This window comes from Vibrio marinisediminis (assembly GCF_014050145.1).
Lineage (GTDB): Bacteria > Pseudomonadota > Gammaproteobacteria > Enterobacterales > Vibrionaceae > Vibrio > Vibrio marinisediminis.
The window spans coordinates 426,714-440,556 of sequence record NZ_JACFYF010000001.1; the positions used below are offsets into that span (position 1 = coordinate 426,714).

Below are 13,843 nucleotides of genomic sequence, written 5' to 3' on the forward strand. Positions count from 1 at the left end.
GTGGCTTGTTATTTTTATGGCATTACACAAAAAAACAAACTCAAATAAATCTAAAAACCGCGAAAAAATCTTCAGTGTCGCATCAATCTTGCTACTGATTTTGGCGTGGTATTTAGGCGGGCTTCGCACTAACAACTCTCAAGCTCAGTTCTTCGAACATATCTCAAGCGCAGATAGCCAATTGGTTGAAGTGTCGGCAAACTTGTACCGGTTGGTTGGCACAGATGGTGATAAGGAATCTGCGAAATGGGTCAGTTTTGGCTCAGGTGTCGGTTACGGTGGCGAGCTTACGGTAGGCGCCGTGTTTACTCACACAGGTGGAATTGAGACCATCTCGCTACTTTCATCCAAAGAGACCTCTTCTTACTTTGATAAAGTAGTCGAAGAAAAGCTGCCAGAAGCCTTACTTAACAAGACAATAAAAACTTCGCTCACTGTTGATGCGGTAACAGGGGCAACACTGACCTCTGACGCTTATATCAAAGCACTAGACCAAGCTGCCGACCCTGTTCGCCAAGCAATCTTCGGCTACCATCTTTCCGAGCAAGCTTCCGTATGGAGTTACTTTAAATGGTTAGACGCTGCGGCGTTGTTGTTTTTTGGCTTGGCGGTATGGGTTAACCGCTCTCGTTCGGAGCACAAGGTAAAACTCAACGTCGCACTTTTGGCAGCCTCTACCTTATTATTTGGCTTCCATTCCGCCTCACTGTATTCAGCATCCACTATGGGGGGCGTCATTTACGGTTCATGGATCTCTGGGGTCGCCAACTACACACCATTTATCTTAATCGCTCTGAGCATTGGCTATATTTTTTACTATAACCGCAATGTGTATTGCCAAAGCTTATGTCCATTTGGTGCGATGCAGCAGTGCTTAGCCAAAGTGGGAAATGCTAAGTCATCTCCCGTTCGTCACCAGTTGTTTGTCTGGTTTCCACGTGTCTTACTGTTGGTGACATTATGCTTGGGGGCTTACTTCCGCAGCCCGGCAGCCTTTGTTTATGAACCCTTTGGCATCGCCTTTGGTATGATCGGCGGTATGTATCTGTTTGTGCTTACAGTGATCATTATTTTGACTTCGTTGGTGGTTCGCCGCCCGTGGTGCCAAAGCCTTTGTCCGGTCAATGCAATGACTGACTTTTTAGTCTTCAATAAAAGTTGGTTTAAGCAGATCCGCAGCCAAAAAAATAAGCAACGCCGCGCGGCAAAAACGGAGAAGGAGTAAACTATGAGACAACGTATCTCGCTCGCTTTTTACTGTGTGGCCTCGGCAGTGATTTTGTTGCAGCTAACCACGAGCTTTATCAGTTTAAATAGTGAACAAACGCAGCAGCAATTACTGCACACTGTGACTAAACGTGCAGAAAAAGTGCCTGTTGTAATAGAGAGTAAACCTCAGATTGATTTTAAACAGATGGCGCAAGATTTGGCGGCAGAGCAGTACTAGCCATTTAAACCCATCAATCATGACAACAATAAAATGAGGAGCTTGAAAGTCATTTTCAGTTCCTTTAACCACTTGTGAATTATAAAAGTACGATGAATTGTAAAAGTACTCCAAGTTGTAGAAGCATTCCGCTAGAACGCATGCGCTCTGAGTCAGGATTAACTAACCCCTATATTTATCGAATCTCCGAACTGTACGCAGCCAGAAGCCTCGAAGATGTATCATGCCACCACCGACTAAACTTCAGTGCGCTTATTTACATTACCGAAGGTGAAGGTCAACACTATATTGACCATCAACTGCACATGATCAAAGCAGGGACACTGCTTACTTTAGGGAAAAATCAGATTCATGCTTTCGCCAAAAGCCGCACCGTAGATGGCTTTGTTGTACCCTTCAACTGCACCTTTTTAGCAGAGAACAAGCAAGACCCTTACTTCGATTCGATAATCGCCGCATTAGTGCAAGTTAACTGTATTCACAATATTGGCGAAGACATTGACGCCTTATTTAAAGTGATGGTAAGCGAGTTTTATTCTGACTCTGAATTTCGTGCCGAGATCATTCGTAGCCTGCTACGCACCATATTACTCAAATCCATTGTACCGGTTTACAAAGCACGCGCTCAGCAAGCAAAAAACCTCGGTGCGAGCGATTTTTACCGCTTAAAGAACCACATTGATGAGCACTTTAACCTACGCCCATCGGTAGCTGAGATTGCATTGGCATTGGGAAAAAGCGTAAAGCAATTGGATAAGCTATCTAAAGACAACGCAGGAATCAGTGTGAAAGAATTACTGGACGAGCGAGTACTCATTGAGGCTAAACGTCAACTCGCATTTAGCCAATACACTATTTCTGATATCGCCACCGAACTGGGCTTTAACGAAGCCACCAACATGACCAAGTTCTTCAAACGCCATACGGGGATTAACCCAAAAGACTTCCGACAGTTGTGTCGCATGGGGCTAAGGAATACTTAGCGCTTCGCTGATATTGATTACTTTACTAATTTGCAGATGCAAGCTTAAAGATGAAAGCATTCATTTACCCGTTGGGTGATAAAACCATCGTACCCCCCCCCCCTTTTTTTGCCCCTACGTAAAGCTTCAACAAACTTTACGGTTATTCGATAGTTGAATATTTAACTAAGCGGGCGTATAGTTAATCGCAATTCGACGATAAACGATTCAACTGCAAGGTGAAGACAATGACGACTCAAGCTTTACGTAATGCCAGCGGCAACATGAGCTTCCTCGACCGGTATCTAACAATATGGATTTTTGTCGCTATGGCTGTTGGTGTGGGTATTGGTGCGCTCTTCCCTCAGGTTGCCCAGTGGAATGAATCGATGTCAGTCGGCAGTACAAATATACCGCTGGCGATTGGTTTGATTTTGATGATGTACCCACCTCTCGCCAAGGTAGACTACAGCTTGTTAGGTAGTGTCACGAAAGATAAAAAAGCAATTACATTGTCGTTAATTATGAACTGGATTGTCGGACCGATTCTAATGTTTGTCCTCGCATTGACTTTCCTTGGCGATCACCCTGGCTACATGGTTGGCATTATCCTGATCGGTCTTGCTCGTTGTATTGCCATGGTTCTGGTTTGGAACGACATCGGTGGTGGTAACAAAGAGTATGGGGCGGCTTTAGTCGCGCTAAATAGTGCCTTCCAAATCGTGACTTACAGTGTCATGGCATGGCTTTTTATCACCGTGTTACCCCCCTTCTTCGGTTATGAAGGGTTCGTGGTTGATATCTCAGTGATGGACATTGCAGAAAGCGTTCTAATTTACCTCGGTATACCTTTTCTAGCTGGTTTCCTAAGCCGTAAATGGCTAGTCGCAGCAAAGGGCGAGCAATGGTACAACGAAATATTCATTCCACGCATTTCACCTATTACTTTGATTGCGCTACTCGCCACTATTGTGCTGATGTTTAGCCTAAAAGGTGAAATGATTCTTGAACTACCATTGGATGTATTTCGCGTGGCAGTTCCACTCGCCATCTATTTTGTGTTGATGTTCTTTGTCAGTTTTGCCGTTGGCAAGAAAATGGGGATTGATTACGACAAGAACGCATCGATTGCTTTTACCGCGACAGGGAACAACTTCGAGCTCGCGATTGCGGTGTCTATCGCCGTATTTGGTCTGAACTCTGACCAAGCATTTGCTGGTGTCATTGGTCCTCTGATTGAAGTTCCGGTTTTGATAGCGCTAGTTAACATCGCGCTTAAAATGAAGCAAAAATACGACAAATAAGCATATAGACATATAAAAAAGACGTCTGGTGTTTTAAAGCCTAGTCAGGGAACTATTCAGGGGCTTTTCCCACCTATTAATCTATTCAAACTTGGCAATCTCACTTAACCGTCGAGATTGCCAAGTTGGTATCTTAACTTTGACTAAAGCTGTCGCTCTAACCACTCTATAAATGCGGCGTTTTTGGGTCTGTGTTGTTGCCCATTCAAACAGATTAAATCGTAGCCTCGCCCTGAACTCACATGTTCGAAAGGCGCAATTAACTCGCCTTTTTCTAGGCTTGAACGTATTAGTGATTCACGAGCGATCCCAACTCCCATACTATTTTTAGCGGCAATCATTGCCATATCTGAGTGGTTAAACAAATACGTTCTTTCCATCACATTGATTGCGTTAAAACCCTCATCTTTCTGGTTAGCCAGCCATATGTTCCACTCTTGATTTGGTTCACTTGATTCCAATGACTCAGTGCAGTGAATAAAAGTGACTGACGACAACTGATCGATGAGAGCGGCATCATTAGCAAAATGAATATTGAAATAATCTGGGCTGCATACTGGTACTAACATTTCATCAAACAGCCTTTGGTGGTAAAAGCCCGGGTGGTCGCTATCACTGTAATATATCGCGATATCCACCGGCTCATGCTGGAAGTCCAACCGACTCGCCTTTACTCTGAGCTTAATGTTGAGGTTGGGGTACTGTCGCTGAAAATCTGCCAGCTTTGGCAGCAACCAACTTTGAGCGAAGGTTGGTGCGGCACCAATATATAGCTCACCACGTAGTTCGTTGAACTTAATGTCTTCTAATTCAGAAAAGATCACCTCAAAAGATTGGTTTAAGGCATGCAACAGCCGCTCTCCCTCTTTGGTCAGCTCTAAACGTCGAGTCATGCGCACAAATAGACTAAACCCTAATTGCTCTTCTAATGATTTAATGCGCTGACTCACTGCCCCCTGCGTAATGAACAACTCTTCCGCCGTCTTGGTAAAGCTGAGAAATTTGCCCGCTATCGCAAAGGTGTACATGTTGGATAACATCTGTTGTTTTAAAACCATGATTCATCTCTCTACGAATTAGATAGACTAATGCATAGCAACTTCTATTTGGTTTGTATAGCGATTGTTGATGCTTTTTAATTATTGATACTTATCCATAACGAGAAACATCACTATGAAAAAGAATCTAAAAATTACCATTATTGGTGCTGGTTCAAGCTACACGCCAGAGCTTATCGAAGGGTTAATCAAACGAAATGGTGAACTACCCATTGGCGAACTTTGGTTAGTGGATATTGACGACGGCGCCGAGAAAGTGAGTATTATTGGTGATCTTACTCGCCGTATGCTGGCGAAAAATAATATGTCTCACGTCGATGTCCATGTCACTCTCGATCGTAAGCCAGCACTCAAAGATGCCGACTTTGTCTGCTCACAGTTCCGTGCAGGTTGTCTTGAAGGTCGTATTCGTGACGAACGTATTTCGTTGAAATACGGGATGATTGGACAAGAAACCAATGGTCTTGGCGGCTTTGCTAATGCTTGTCGCACCATCCCTATTACCTTAGAAATCTGCAAAGAGATGGAAGCGCTCTGCCCCGATGCATGGCTGCTTAACTTCACTAACCCATCAGGTATGGTGACGGAAGCTATCTTGAAGCACACCAAAGTCAAAGCTGTAGGTTTGTGTAACGTACCTGTGATTATGCAAAAAGGAATCGCACACATGCTTAATGCCAATGAACAAGACATTGTTCTTCAGGTGGCCGGACTCAATCATTTTATTTGGGCGCGTCAGATCTTGCATGAAGGTCGCGATAAGCTACAAGAGGTAGTGGAAGAGATCTTATCCGGTAACGACCCATTGGTACCACAAAACATTCCATCATTTGAGTGGCCTGCCGAGTTACTGCGCAATATGGGAATGATTCCTTGTGCTTACCTTCGTTACTACTACACCAGCGAAGACATCATGAATCAGGAATTGGAAGAAGCCAACGGCGAAGGCACTCGCGGTGAAGTCGTTAAGGCAATGGAAAAACGCCTGTTTGATATCTACCGTAACCCAGAGCTAAGTGAGAAGCCAAAAGAGTTGGAAAAACGTGGCGGTCAATATTATTCGGAAGCTGCGTGTGAATTGATGAGCTCTATCTACAACGATAAGCGCACTATCATGCATGTGAATACACGCAACAATGGCACGATTGATGGTCTACCAGATGACTGCGCTGTAGAAGTAAGCTGCATGATTACCCAAGCCGGTCCTGTGCCATTGAATGTGGCACCTTTCCCTACAGACACCTTACGTTTGATTCAATTGATGAAAGAGTTTGAATCTTTGACGGTAGAGGCAGCAGTCACGGGGAATCGCAACAGTGCGCACCGTGCGTTAATTCTAAACCCACTCGTTACCACTGGTACCATTCTAGAAGAAGCTTTAGCAGAGACAATCGAGGCAAACCTAGATTATATGCCTCAGTTTAGCTAAGCATGGCGAATAAGGGCGGTTCGATTCCGCCCTTATAATAGAAGGATGGGTTTTTCGCACATATCGCCTGTTTAGAGGTATGAATTCATGTCTTTAATCAGCTTTCCAGATGAAGTTGACCGTAACACTGATTAGCAGGTTTCGATTGCGGGCTCTTTTTGATAAATAAAGCCAAAAAACGAGGCGTATAAAATTGCAGCAATTAATGAAAAATGTAGCAAGATCTCATAATTGAAGTCGTGAGATCGCACCAAGGTATCATTATCGTGATTCGACAAAATTTATCGCCTTTTTAGTGAGAAAATTTCTCTTCATAAAGGTCGAGAGGTGGATCACTAAAATTATCAATAGTGACCCATTTAATGACTATCAGTTCAGATTAGCAGAGATCACTTATACGGTCGGTAACATTGGGAGTGGTGTTTCCATTGTCGCTTTTACTCGGTCAATCACTACGATGGTTCTAAACCATTTTACGTTTTCATTGTTATAGAATAATCGGCTACTGATGGCTTCGTACTCTGCCATATCCGCAACAGTCAGCACCAACATGAAATCCGCTTCTCCAGTTACATAATAACACTGCTGTATCTCAGGTCCTGAAAAGCTTCTCTTCATTTCCTCCATGTCAGAAGCATGCGCTCGCATGGCATGAACTTCGACAATAATCGTGATGATTTGCCCCACCTTTTCCGGCGCAATAATCGCCGAGCTGGCTTTGATTACGCCATTTTCTTGCATTCGTTTTATGCGTCTTTGTACTGATGCAGTAGAGCGGTGAGCTTGCTCTGCAATAACACGTAATGGGGTCGTATTGTCTTTTTGTAAGATTCTTAAGATGGCACGGTCAAAATTGTCGACTGAAGAAGTCATGTGAAAAATTCTCTCAAAAACATAGCCTAATACGAGCGCAATTCTCGGTCTAAGCGAAATAATATTGCAGCATATTCAATTCACTCTCGCTTCGGAGATTAATATGCATTGGCATAGCAGACTCGTTCAACCACAAACTTTGGCAGCACCAGGGTTTGAATCTTTGGCCACACCAACTTACCGCGGCTCTACTGTTTTGTTCAAAAAACAAGCTGATGTAGTTGATGATTGGAATCAGGCTGAAAGCGGGTACAGCTACGGTCTGTACGGTACACCAACTGCTTTGGAATTATCGGGACGTATTGCACAGTTAGAAGGTGCGCAACACAGTTTTGTTGTACCGGGTGGTCAAGCAGCAATCGCTCTTATCTATTTCGCAATGTGTAAAACGGGCAGTCATGCACTCGTCCCTTATAACGCATACGGTCCTAACAAAGAAATGGCTCAAGGTTTACTGAAAGATCTAGGTATCGAAGTTGAGGCATACGACCCAATGATTGGTGCCGGTATTTCAGAATTGATCCGTGACAACACCACGTTGATCTGGGTAGAAAGCCCAGGCTCTGTGACGATGGAAGTTCAAGACATTCCGGCAATCTGTAAAGCCGCGCATGAAAGAGGCGCAATGGTCGCCTTAGATAATACCTACGCAGCAGGCGTGTTATTTGATGCCTTCGCTCACGGTGTTGATATCAGCATGCAAGCGCTAACGAAATACGTTGGCGGTCACAGTGATCTCCTGCTTGGCACCGTATCAGTAAATACCGATGCATTGGTTGAAAAAGTAGGTAAGACATTCAAACAACTCGGTTTAGCCGTATCACCTGATGATTGCAGCCTTGCACTTAGAGGTCTTCAGACTCTTGGCATTCGCTTGGCGCATTTAGAAGCGTCTACTTTGGAAGTGGCTGAATGGCTAACTAAGCAATCAGCGGTTGCCCAAGTGCTTCACCCAGCCTTCCCTTCTTGTCCTGGACATGAAATCTGGAAGCGCGACTTTACTGGTTCAAGCAGCGTTTTTTCTTTCCTATTCACGGAAGAGTACACCGCAGAGCAAGTTGAACAATTCATCGATACGTTGGAAATGTTCAAGATCGGTATGAGCTGGGGTGGTGTAACAAGCTTGGCGTTGGTTTATCCAAACATCGAACGCCCGGGTAAAGATTACGCAGGTCGACTTGTGCGCCTCAACATCGGTTTAGAGCTGACTGCTGATCTTATACAAGATCTAGAACGCGCGATTAAAACCATCTCTTAATAAGAATAAGTACCAAGACGAAACCCAGCTACTGCCAGGTTTCGTCTAAAGAATAAACAGTAGATACAACATCCAATAATTTATGACTAAAGGTAGAAAACATGAAAAATCTCATCAATAGTTGTACCGAGATCGAATACCCCTCACTCCGTGAGGAAAAGACTATGAACATCATAGTGCCTTGTATTATAAACCTTCTAAACGGAGGCTATTAATATGTCTGACACAGCAAATACAACTCACAGCGTGCTCGGAAAATGGACTCTTTTAGCAATGGGCGTCGGCATTACCGTTGGTGCTGGTTTATTTTCACTAATTGGTGCAGGTATTGGCTTAACAGGCCATTCACTTTGGTTAGCTTTTGGTATCGCGATTGTATTCGGTATCTTTTATAACATCCCTATGCTGTTTGCCAGTGGCTCACTGGTTCTTGATGGTGGACCCTACGCTCTAATCAGTCGTATCCTCGGCAAAAAGTACGCGGGTATGTACGTTGTTAGCTTCTTCTTATATTTTCCTACCGTTGCAATCTACTCGTTGGCGCTAGGATTCTACATCAACTCTGTGCTACCAACCGTGACACCTTCCGCTGGTGCAATTGCTGGTTTGACCGTATTTTACATCGTTAACTTGTTTGGTCTGGATACGCTATCTCGCTTCCAAAACATGATGACAACGCTGCTTATGGTCGGCATCGCAACCTTTATTCTGATCGGTTTCGGTCAAGTAGATTTCGCGCTTCTTACTCCAAGTACAAACCCAGATTTCGCAGCAGAAGGCAATATGGGTATCTTTAAAGCGGCATGTTTGTTGTCTTTTGCAACCTACTGTCAATATTACCTAATGTACTTCAGTAAATACGCAAAGAACCCTAAGAAAGACATTCCATTTGGTATGGTTGGCACCACGATTGTAATTATCTTTGTTTACCTTGGTATGTCAGTTGTTGCATCAGGTACGCTGCCAATCGATGAAGTGGCTAACCAACCACTAACATTGGTTGCTCGTGAAATCCTTTCAGGACCTATCTTTACCTTCTTTATGATTTGTGGTCCTTTCATGGCACTGACAACCACAATCAACAGTGTTTATGCGTCTTATGTTCAGCCTATTCAGTCTGCAACACATGATGGTTGGTTCCCGAAAAGCTTTGCAGCGACGAACCGCAGAGGTAGCCCTTACAAAATCCTAACGCTATGCTGGTTGGCTTCAATGCTACCAATCCTTTTAGGCTGGGACATCAGCACCATTGCGAACACATACATCCTGACTGATATCTGTATTGGTATCTTTATGATGGTAGCGATTGCGATGCTGCCGAAGAAGTTTCCACAAGCATGGGCAACCCGTGAATTTGGTAAAAAAGTGCCGCTATGGGGTTTCTACACACTCGTTGGTCTAGCCGGTGTTGTACAAGGCATCTTGATCTACAACTCAATTACGTCAATTAAGCTGTATATCGTTATCGTAACCGCCGTGGCATTTACTATTGGTATCCTTTACGCGATTAAGAAAGATAAGGAAATCAACGTAACGAGCCCAAGTGATGAAGAAGAACTTGAAGCAGAAGTTAATCCAAGCACGACAACGTTGGCGAACAATCCAGTTTAACTGATTTAAAACTCCGTTATTGGTCATATAACGCGATAAGGTGGTTATCTTAAATAGATAGCCACCTTTTTTATTACTCATCATTACACGCTTTTAGAGAGCGTTATTTCGGTCTCGCTTCAATGGGCTTATTTTTAGCCACTTGCTCGCCTCACCTAGCCTTCGTCTTACCTCATCCAGTTCTCTAGCCAATCCATTTAGCCCCCTCAATCAAGCCTGTTCACAATGAAACAAAGTGCGCGTTTATCTACACCTACAAAGTTGTACCAATGCAGAATCGTCAGCAAAGAATCATCAACAAAGGTTGGCGACAAACTAGATCATAGGTACTTGATCATAGGTGCTTGGTAATACCCCCCTCGATTCCTCGCTCTATGCGATATGGGCAGCCCTACTCGCTAAGCTGGTTTATTTTGCATGGATATATATTTGCTAATGGCTAATGGCAACGTAGCTTTGCAGTCGATAGTACTCACTATTAATGATGCGGTCGTGAATATCGAGAGGAAACAAATAGCGTAGAGAAATGAATTATGTCGGGAAAGTTTGTTGCTATGGTGACCACCTACTAGTGCACCTTGTCGTAGAGCACCGCTCGGGCGCATCTGCAAATGCAATACAGCACGATACACTCAGTTAAAATACACACGATAGAGATAGATAGTAGAAAATATGGAGGAGTTTTGAACTCCCCAAATTGGTTGGGTAATCATTTTAAATGACAGCAGTGCTCATGAGCCAAACAACCGATTTTCTCATTGTTTGGCTCATGGATATATTATAGGTAAAGACTCAACCTGCAGTCGAAGGGGGCAAGGTTGGTTTTTTCATTGTCATGTCTGCTAAGCACAATAACAAACCAAGCCATATCAGCCCAAAACTCACCACTTTCACTTGCAATAGCACTTCACCAAAGACAATAACAGCAAGCAAAAACTGCAAGCTTGGCTCGATATATTGAATGAAGCCAATCATGACCAAGCTGGTGCGCTCAACGGCAAGAGAGAAAAGAAGTAACGGTATCAATGTGATAGGGGCAGACAATAGATACAACCACATGGTAGTGGTATCGCCAGATTGCCATACTGAACTGCCCTGCCAAACTTCGCCAAATAGAATGAATAAAGCGATTGGTAGCATAGTGATGAGTTCAATCAACATGATGCTGAGTGCATCAAGATTAACGAATTTTTTTATCAATCCATAGAGAGCAAATGCGCCCCCCATGATAAGAGACAACCAAGGGAGTTCTCCGTAGTACATCACTTGATATCCAATGCCAGCAAGAGAAAGTGCAACGGCTGCCTTTTGGTTTTTGGACAAGCGATCTTTGAGAAAAATGACGCCTAATATGATTGAAAAAATAGGGTTAATGAAATAGCCCAGACTCGCAGCAAGAACCTGACCATTGGTTACCGCCCAAGTAAAGCTATAGAGGGAAACACAATTGAAGAGCCCCGCCAAAAAGCACAGTAATAACGTGCGTTTACTGCGCATCGCTTGCCAAACGATTTGGGATGGGATTGAAACCAGCTTTAGCAATAAATAGATAAACGGAATGGAGAATAAAACTCTAATTGCTAATATTTCAAAGACATTAGAGTTAGGAATATATTGAAAATAGAGTGGCAGTAGTCCCCAGACTAAAAAGGCACACACTGCTATCCAATTGCCTGATAACAACATACAGCGAACCTCAAATACAAATATGCCGACAGAGAAAAGCTGTCGGCATTGGCTATTAATCGGATAATTTAGCGAGATATAGCTATCTATCTAGATTGGCTACTTTGGCAGTTGATCTCGAACTAGCTCAACCCAGAAATTCGCACCAATCAGCAACAAGTCGTCGTTAAAGTCATAGTGAGGGAGGTGCAATGCAGTGCCGCCTTTCTCCCCTGCTAAACCGTTACCAACTAACATGTAGCAGCTAGGAACTTCACGTTGCATAAACGAGAAATCTTCCGAAATGCAGTAAGGCTTGCAGTTGTCATTCACCTTGCTCTCGCCTACCACCTTTTTCGCAACACGAACGGCAATAGCAGACGTGCTTGCATCATTAACGGTTGATAACACACAGTTAGAGAACTCGTAGTTGTAACTTAACCCTGCCGCCGCGGTGACACCCGAGACCACGCGCTCCATTGCTTGTTTGATGTATTCTTGAGTTTCATCGGTGAAGCAACGCGTGTCGCCTGATAATGTCACCACTGTTGGGATAACGTTCGCACCACCATTGGTCTTAATGTCGGTCACAGACAATACCGCAGGCTCATGAATCGCATCGAGATTACGGGTAATGATCGATTGTAGTGCAGAGACAATGTTGCATGCGGCAATCACAGGATCACTGCCCAAATGTGGCATCGCAGCATGACCACCATCAGCTAACACTTCAATTTTAAAGTGGTTTTCACTTGCCATCACCGAGCTTGGGCTGATGAGGAAGTCACCCACAGGTAAGCCTGGTAGGTTATGCATGGCATAAATAGAATCCATCTTCCAGCGAGTGAACAAGCCATCCTCAATCATGGCTTTTGCGCCAGTACCTTGCTCTTCTGCAGGTTGGAATACAAAGTATACTGTGCCGTCAAAATCATCTTGCTGCGATAACTGGTACGCCGCACCCAACAGCATAGAGATGTGTCCGTCATGACCACAACCATGCATCATGCCGCTATTTTTAGATGCGTAGCAAAAGTCATTCTGCTCTTCTACTGGGATAGCATCAAAATCCGCACGCAATGCGATAGATTTCGTTGATGTACCGCGCTTTAGAATCCCCACCATGCCCGTTTTACCAATACCACGCACCACTTCAATGCCAAACTCTTGCAGTTTATTGGCAATGAAGTCTGCTGTTACTGCTTCTTCGAAGCCGATTTCAGGAATGGTATGTAGGTGATGACGCCACTCAATTATTTCTTTAGATAGATTCATAGTATTCACTTTGTAAAACGAGGAAAGCAACAGCATTACGTTGCCTTCCTAGGATTTGAGGGGGACCTGCAAGAACAGGTGGTTACTGCTGGGCTATTTTAAAAACAGCCTAAGCCATCGCGTATAAGTCTTCGCTTTCAACACGGGTGATCACGTCACCTGATAACAGCTTGCCGTAACCTGGGCAGACGGCGGTCTTGCCACATAAGTGCATTGAGTGCCAGAAAAGAGCAGAGTTGCTCGATACAATTGGTACACCATACTTATCTTCTAAGTATTGGATTTTCTCTACTGCACGTAGGCTAGTACATGACATGAAGATCACATCGACATTGCCGTTGTTGATCAGCACTTCAATGCCTTCCTCAAAAGTGCTCAATGGCACTTTATGGATCATGTTGTCATCCATAATACTTAGAGCCGTTAGACCCGCCACGTTGAAGCCTGCGTCAATAAGCTGTTGGCGTAGAGGGAAGTTAACGTCTGTCGGGTAAGGCGAAAATACCGCAACATTTTTAGCGCCTAAATGCTTAAATGCCGCTTGAGCTGCCGACCAAGGGTTGGTTGTTGGAATATCACCACGACCTTCAGTTAATAACTTTGATACTTTCTCTTCACCAATAACAATTGATGCTGATGTACAAGCGAATGCCATGACATCCATTGGCAAACCATCACCAACCAATACCGCACCATCACTAATGCTTGCAGCGACTGCATCTAACGCTTCTGGTGTCATGCCGTTTTCTTTGAAGATACGTGTACTAAACAGTGCCGCTTGTTCACGCATTAAGTGTGACCAATCCGTTTCTAGAGTATGGTCATTGGCTAATTGAACTAGACCAATATGAACGCGATCCGGGCGAGGTGCTGGTTCAAATTGGAGCTTCACTTCAAATTCGTTAAATTGTTCAAAATTCATACTAATATCCTTTATTGTTGCTTTATGTAGATAAACTTC

The 13,843-nt window shown here is 43.9% G+C and carries 12 protein-coding genes; 7 read left to right on the plus strand and 5 right to left on the minus strand.

Going from position 1 to position 13,843, the window contains the following annotated elements:
- Positions 1 to 16: 16 nt before the first annotated feature.
- From H2O73_RS01970 to arsB, 4 genes are all read left to right on the plus strand, one after another.
- Positions 17 to 1,225: an FMN-binding protein gene (locus tag H2O73_RS01970; RefSeq protein WP_246335814.1), complete on the plus strand. Its 1,209-nt coding sequence runs from the start codon at positions 17 to 19 to the stop codon at positions 1,223 to 1,225.
- 3 nt (positions 1,226 to 1,228) lie between these two features.
- Positions 1,229 to 1,447 (plus strand): hypothetical protein, encoded by a 219-nt coding sequence (locus H2O73_RS01975; RefSeq protein ID WP_182105987.1) that lies wholly within the window; start codon positions 1,229 to 1,231, stop codon positions 1,445 to 1,447.
- A 92-nt stretch (positions 1,448 to 1,539) separates the two neighbouring features.
- On the plus strand, positions 1,540 to 2,430 hold the full coding sequence (locus tag H2O73_RS01980) for a helix-turn-helix transcriptional regulator (protein ID WP_182105989.1): 891 nt from the start codon (positions 1,540 to 1,542) through the stop codon (positions 2,428 to 2,430).
- A gap of 227 nt (positions 2,431 to 2,657) precedes the next feature.
- Positions 2,658 to 3,713 (plus strand): ACR3 family arsenite efflux transporter, encoded by a 1,056-nt coding sequence (gene arsB, locus H2O73_RS01985; RefSeq protein WP_182105990.1) that lies wholly within the window; start codon positions 2,658 to 2,660, stop codon positions 3,711 to 3,713.
- 143 nt (positions 3,714 to 3,856) lie between these two features.
- Here the strand turns inward: arsB and H2O73_RS01990 are convergent, their stop codons facing one another.
- The gene (locus H2O73_RS01990) at positions 3,857 to 4,771 is read right to left on the minus strand and encodes a LysR substrate-binding domain-containing protein (RefSeq protein ID WP_182105992.1); all 915 of its coding nucleotides are present in this window, start codon (positions 4,769 to 4,771) and stop codon (positions 3,857 to 3,859) included.
- 115 nt (positions 4,772 to 4,886) lie between these two features.
- On the opposite strand from H2O73_RS01990, the gene H2O73_RS01995 reads away from it, so the two are divergent.
- A complete protein-coding gene (locus tag H2O73_RS01995; RefSeq protein ID WP_182105994.1) occupies positions 4,887 to 6,200 on the plus strand; it encodes a 6-phospho-beta-glucosidase in 1,314 nt (437 codons plus the stop codon).
- Between the two features lie 393 nt (positions 6,201 to 6,593).
- Here the strand turns inward: H2O73_RS01995 and H2O73_RS02000 are convergent, their stop codons facing one another.
- Complete coding sequence (locus H2O73_RS02000) at positions 6,594 to 7,073, minus strand: Lrp/AsnC family transcriptional regulator (RefSeq protein ID WP_182105996.1); 480 nt, start codon at positions 7,071 to 7,073, stop codon at positions 6,594 to 6,596.
- Between the two features lie 103 nt (positions 7,074 to 7,176).
- Between H2O73_RS02000 and H2O73_RS02005 the strand changes: the two genes are divergently transcribed.
- Together H2O73_RS02005 and H2O73_RS02010 are read left to right on the plus strand one after the other, a co-directional pair.
- Complete coding sequence (locus H2O73_RS02005; RefSeq protein ID WP_182105998.1) at positions 7,177 to 8,331, plus strand: cystathionine beta-lyase; 1,155 nt, start codon at positions 7,177 to 7,179, stop codon at positions 8,329 to 8,331.
- Between the two features lie 216 nt (positions 8,332 to 8,547).
- The gene (locus tag H2O73_RS02010; protein WP_182106000.1) at positions 8,548 to 9,942 is read left to right on the plus strand and encodes an APC family permease; all 1,395 of its coding nucleotides are present in this window, start codon (positions 8,548 to 8,550) and stop codon (positions 9,940 to 9,942) included.
- Between the two features lie 792 nt (positions 9,943 to 10,734).
- Here the strand turns inward: H2O73_RS02010 and rarD are convergent.
- From rarD to H2O73_RS02025, 3 genes are all read right to left on the minus strand, one after another.
- Positions 10,735 to 11,628, minus strand: a complete 894-nt coding sequence (rarD, locus tag H2O73_RS02015) for an EamA family transporter RarD (RefSeq protein WP_182106002.1) — start codon at positions 11,626 to 11,628, stop codon at positions 10,735 to 10,737.
- 99 nt (positions 11,629 to 11,727) lie between these two features.
- Entirely contained in the window at positions 11,728 to 12,882 is a 1,155-nt protein-coding gene (locus H2O73_RS02020) for a M20 aminoacylase family protein (RefSeq protein ID WP_182106004.1), read from the minus strand.
- A 109-nt stretch (positions 12,883 to 12,991) separates the two neighbouring features.
- Positions 12,992 to 13,804, minus strand: coding sequence for a maleate cis-trans isomerase family protein (locus H2O73_RS02025; protein WP_182106006.1), 813 nt, complete (start codon positions 13,802 to 13,804; stop codon positions 12,992 to 12,994).
- Between the last annotated feature and the right edge of the window lie 39 nt (positions 13,805 to 13,843).

Coding starts and splice junctions, on each gene's coding strand:
- H2O73_RS01990 (WP_182105992.1), bottom strand. CDS start 4,771: ATGGTTTTAAAACAACAGATGTTATCCAACATGTACACCTTTGCGATA.
- H2O73_RS02000 (WP_182105996.1), bottom strand. CDS start 7,073: ATGACTTCTTCAGTCGACAATTTTGACCGTGCCATCTTAAGAATCTTA.
- H2O73_RS02010 (WP_182106000.1), top strand. CDS start 8,548: ATGTCTGACACAGCAAATACAACTCACAGCGTGCTCGGAAAATGGACT.
- H2O73_RS01970 (WP_246335814.1), top strand. CDS start 17: ATGGCATTACACAAAAAAACAAACTCAAATAAATCTAAAAACCGCGAA.
- H2O73_RS01980 (WP_182105989.1), top strand. CDS start 1,540: ATGAATTGTAAAAGTACTCCAAGTTGTAGAAGCATTCCGCTAGAACGC.
- H2O73_RS01995 (WP_182105994.1), top strand. CDS start 4,887: ATGAAAAAGAATCTAAAAATTACCATTATTGGTGCTGGTTCAAGCTAC.
- H2O73_RS02005 (WP_182105998.1), top strand. CDS start 7,177: ATGCATTGGCATAGCAGACTCGTTCAACCACAAACTTTGGCAGCACCA.
- arsB (WP_182105990.1), top strand. CDS start 2,658: ATGACGACTCAAGCTTTACGTAATGCCAGCGGCAACATGAGCTTCCTC.
- H2O73_RS02025 (WP_182106006.1), bottom strand. CDS start 13,804: ATGAATTTTGAACAATTTAACGAATTTGAAGTGAAGCTCCAATTTGAA.
- rarD (WP_182106002.1), bottom strand. CDS start 11,628: ATGTTGTTATCAGGCAATTGGATAGCAGTGTGTGCCTTTTTAGTCTGG.
- H2O73_RS02020 (WP_182106004.1), bottom strand. CDS start 12,882: ATGAATCTATCTAAAGAAATAATTGAGTGGCGTCATCACCTACATACC.
- H2O73_RS01975 (WP_182105987.1), top strand. CDS start 1,229: ATGAGACAACGTATCTCGCTCGCTTTTTACTGTGTGGCCTCGGCAGTG.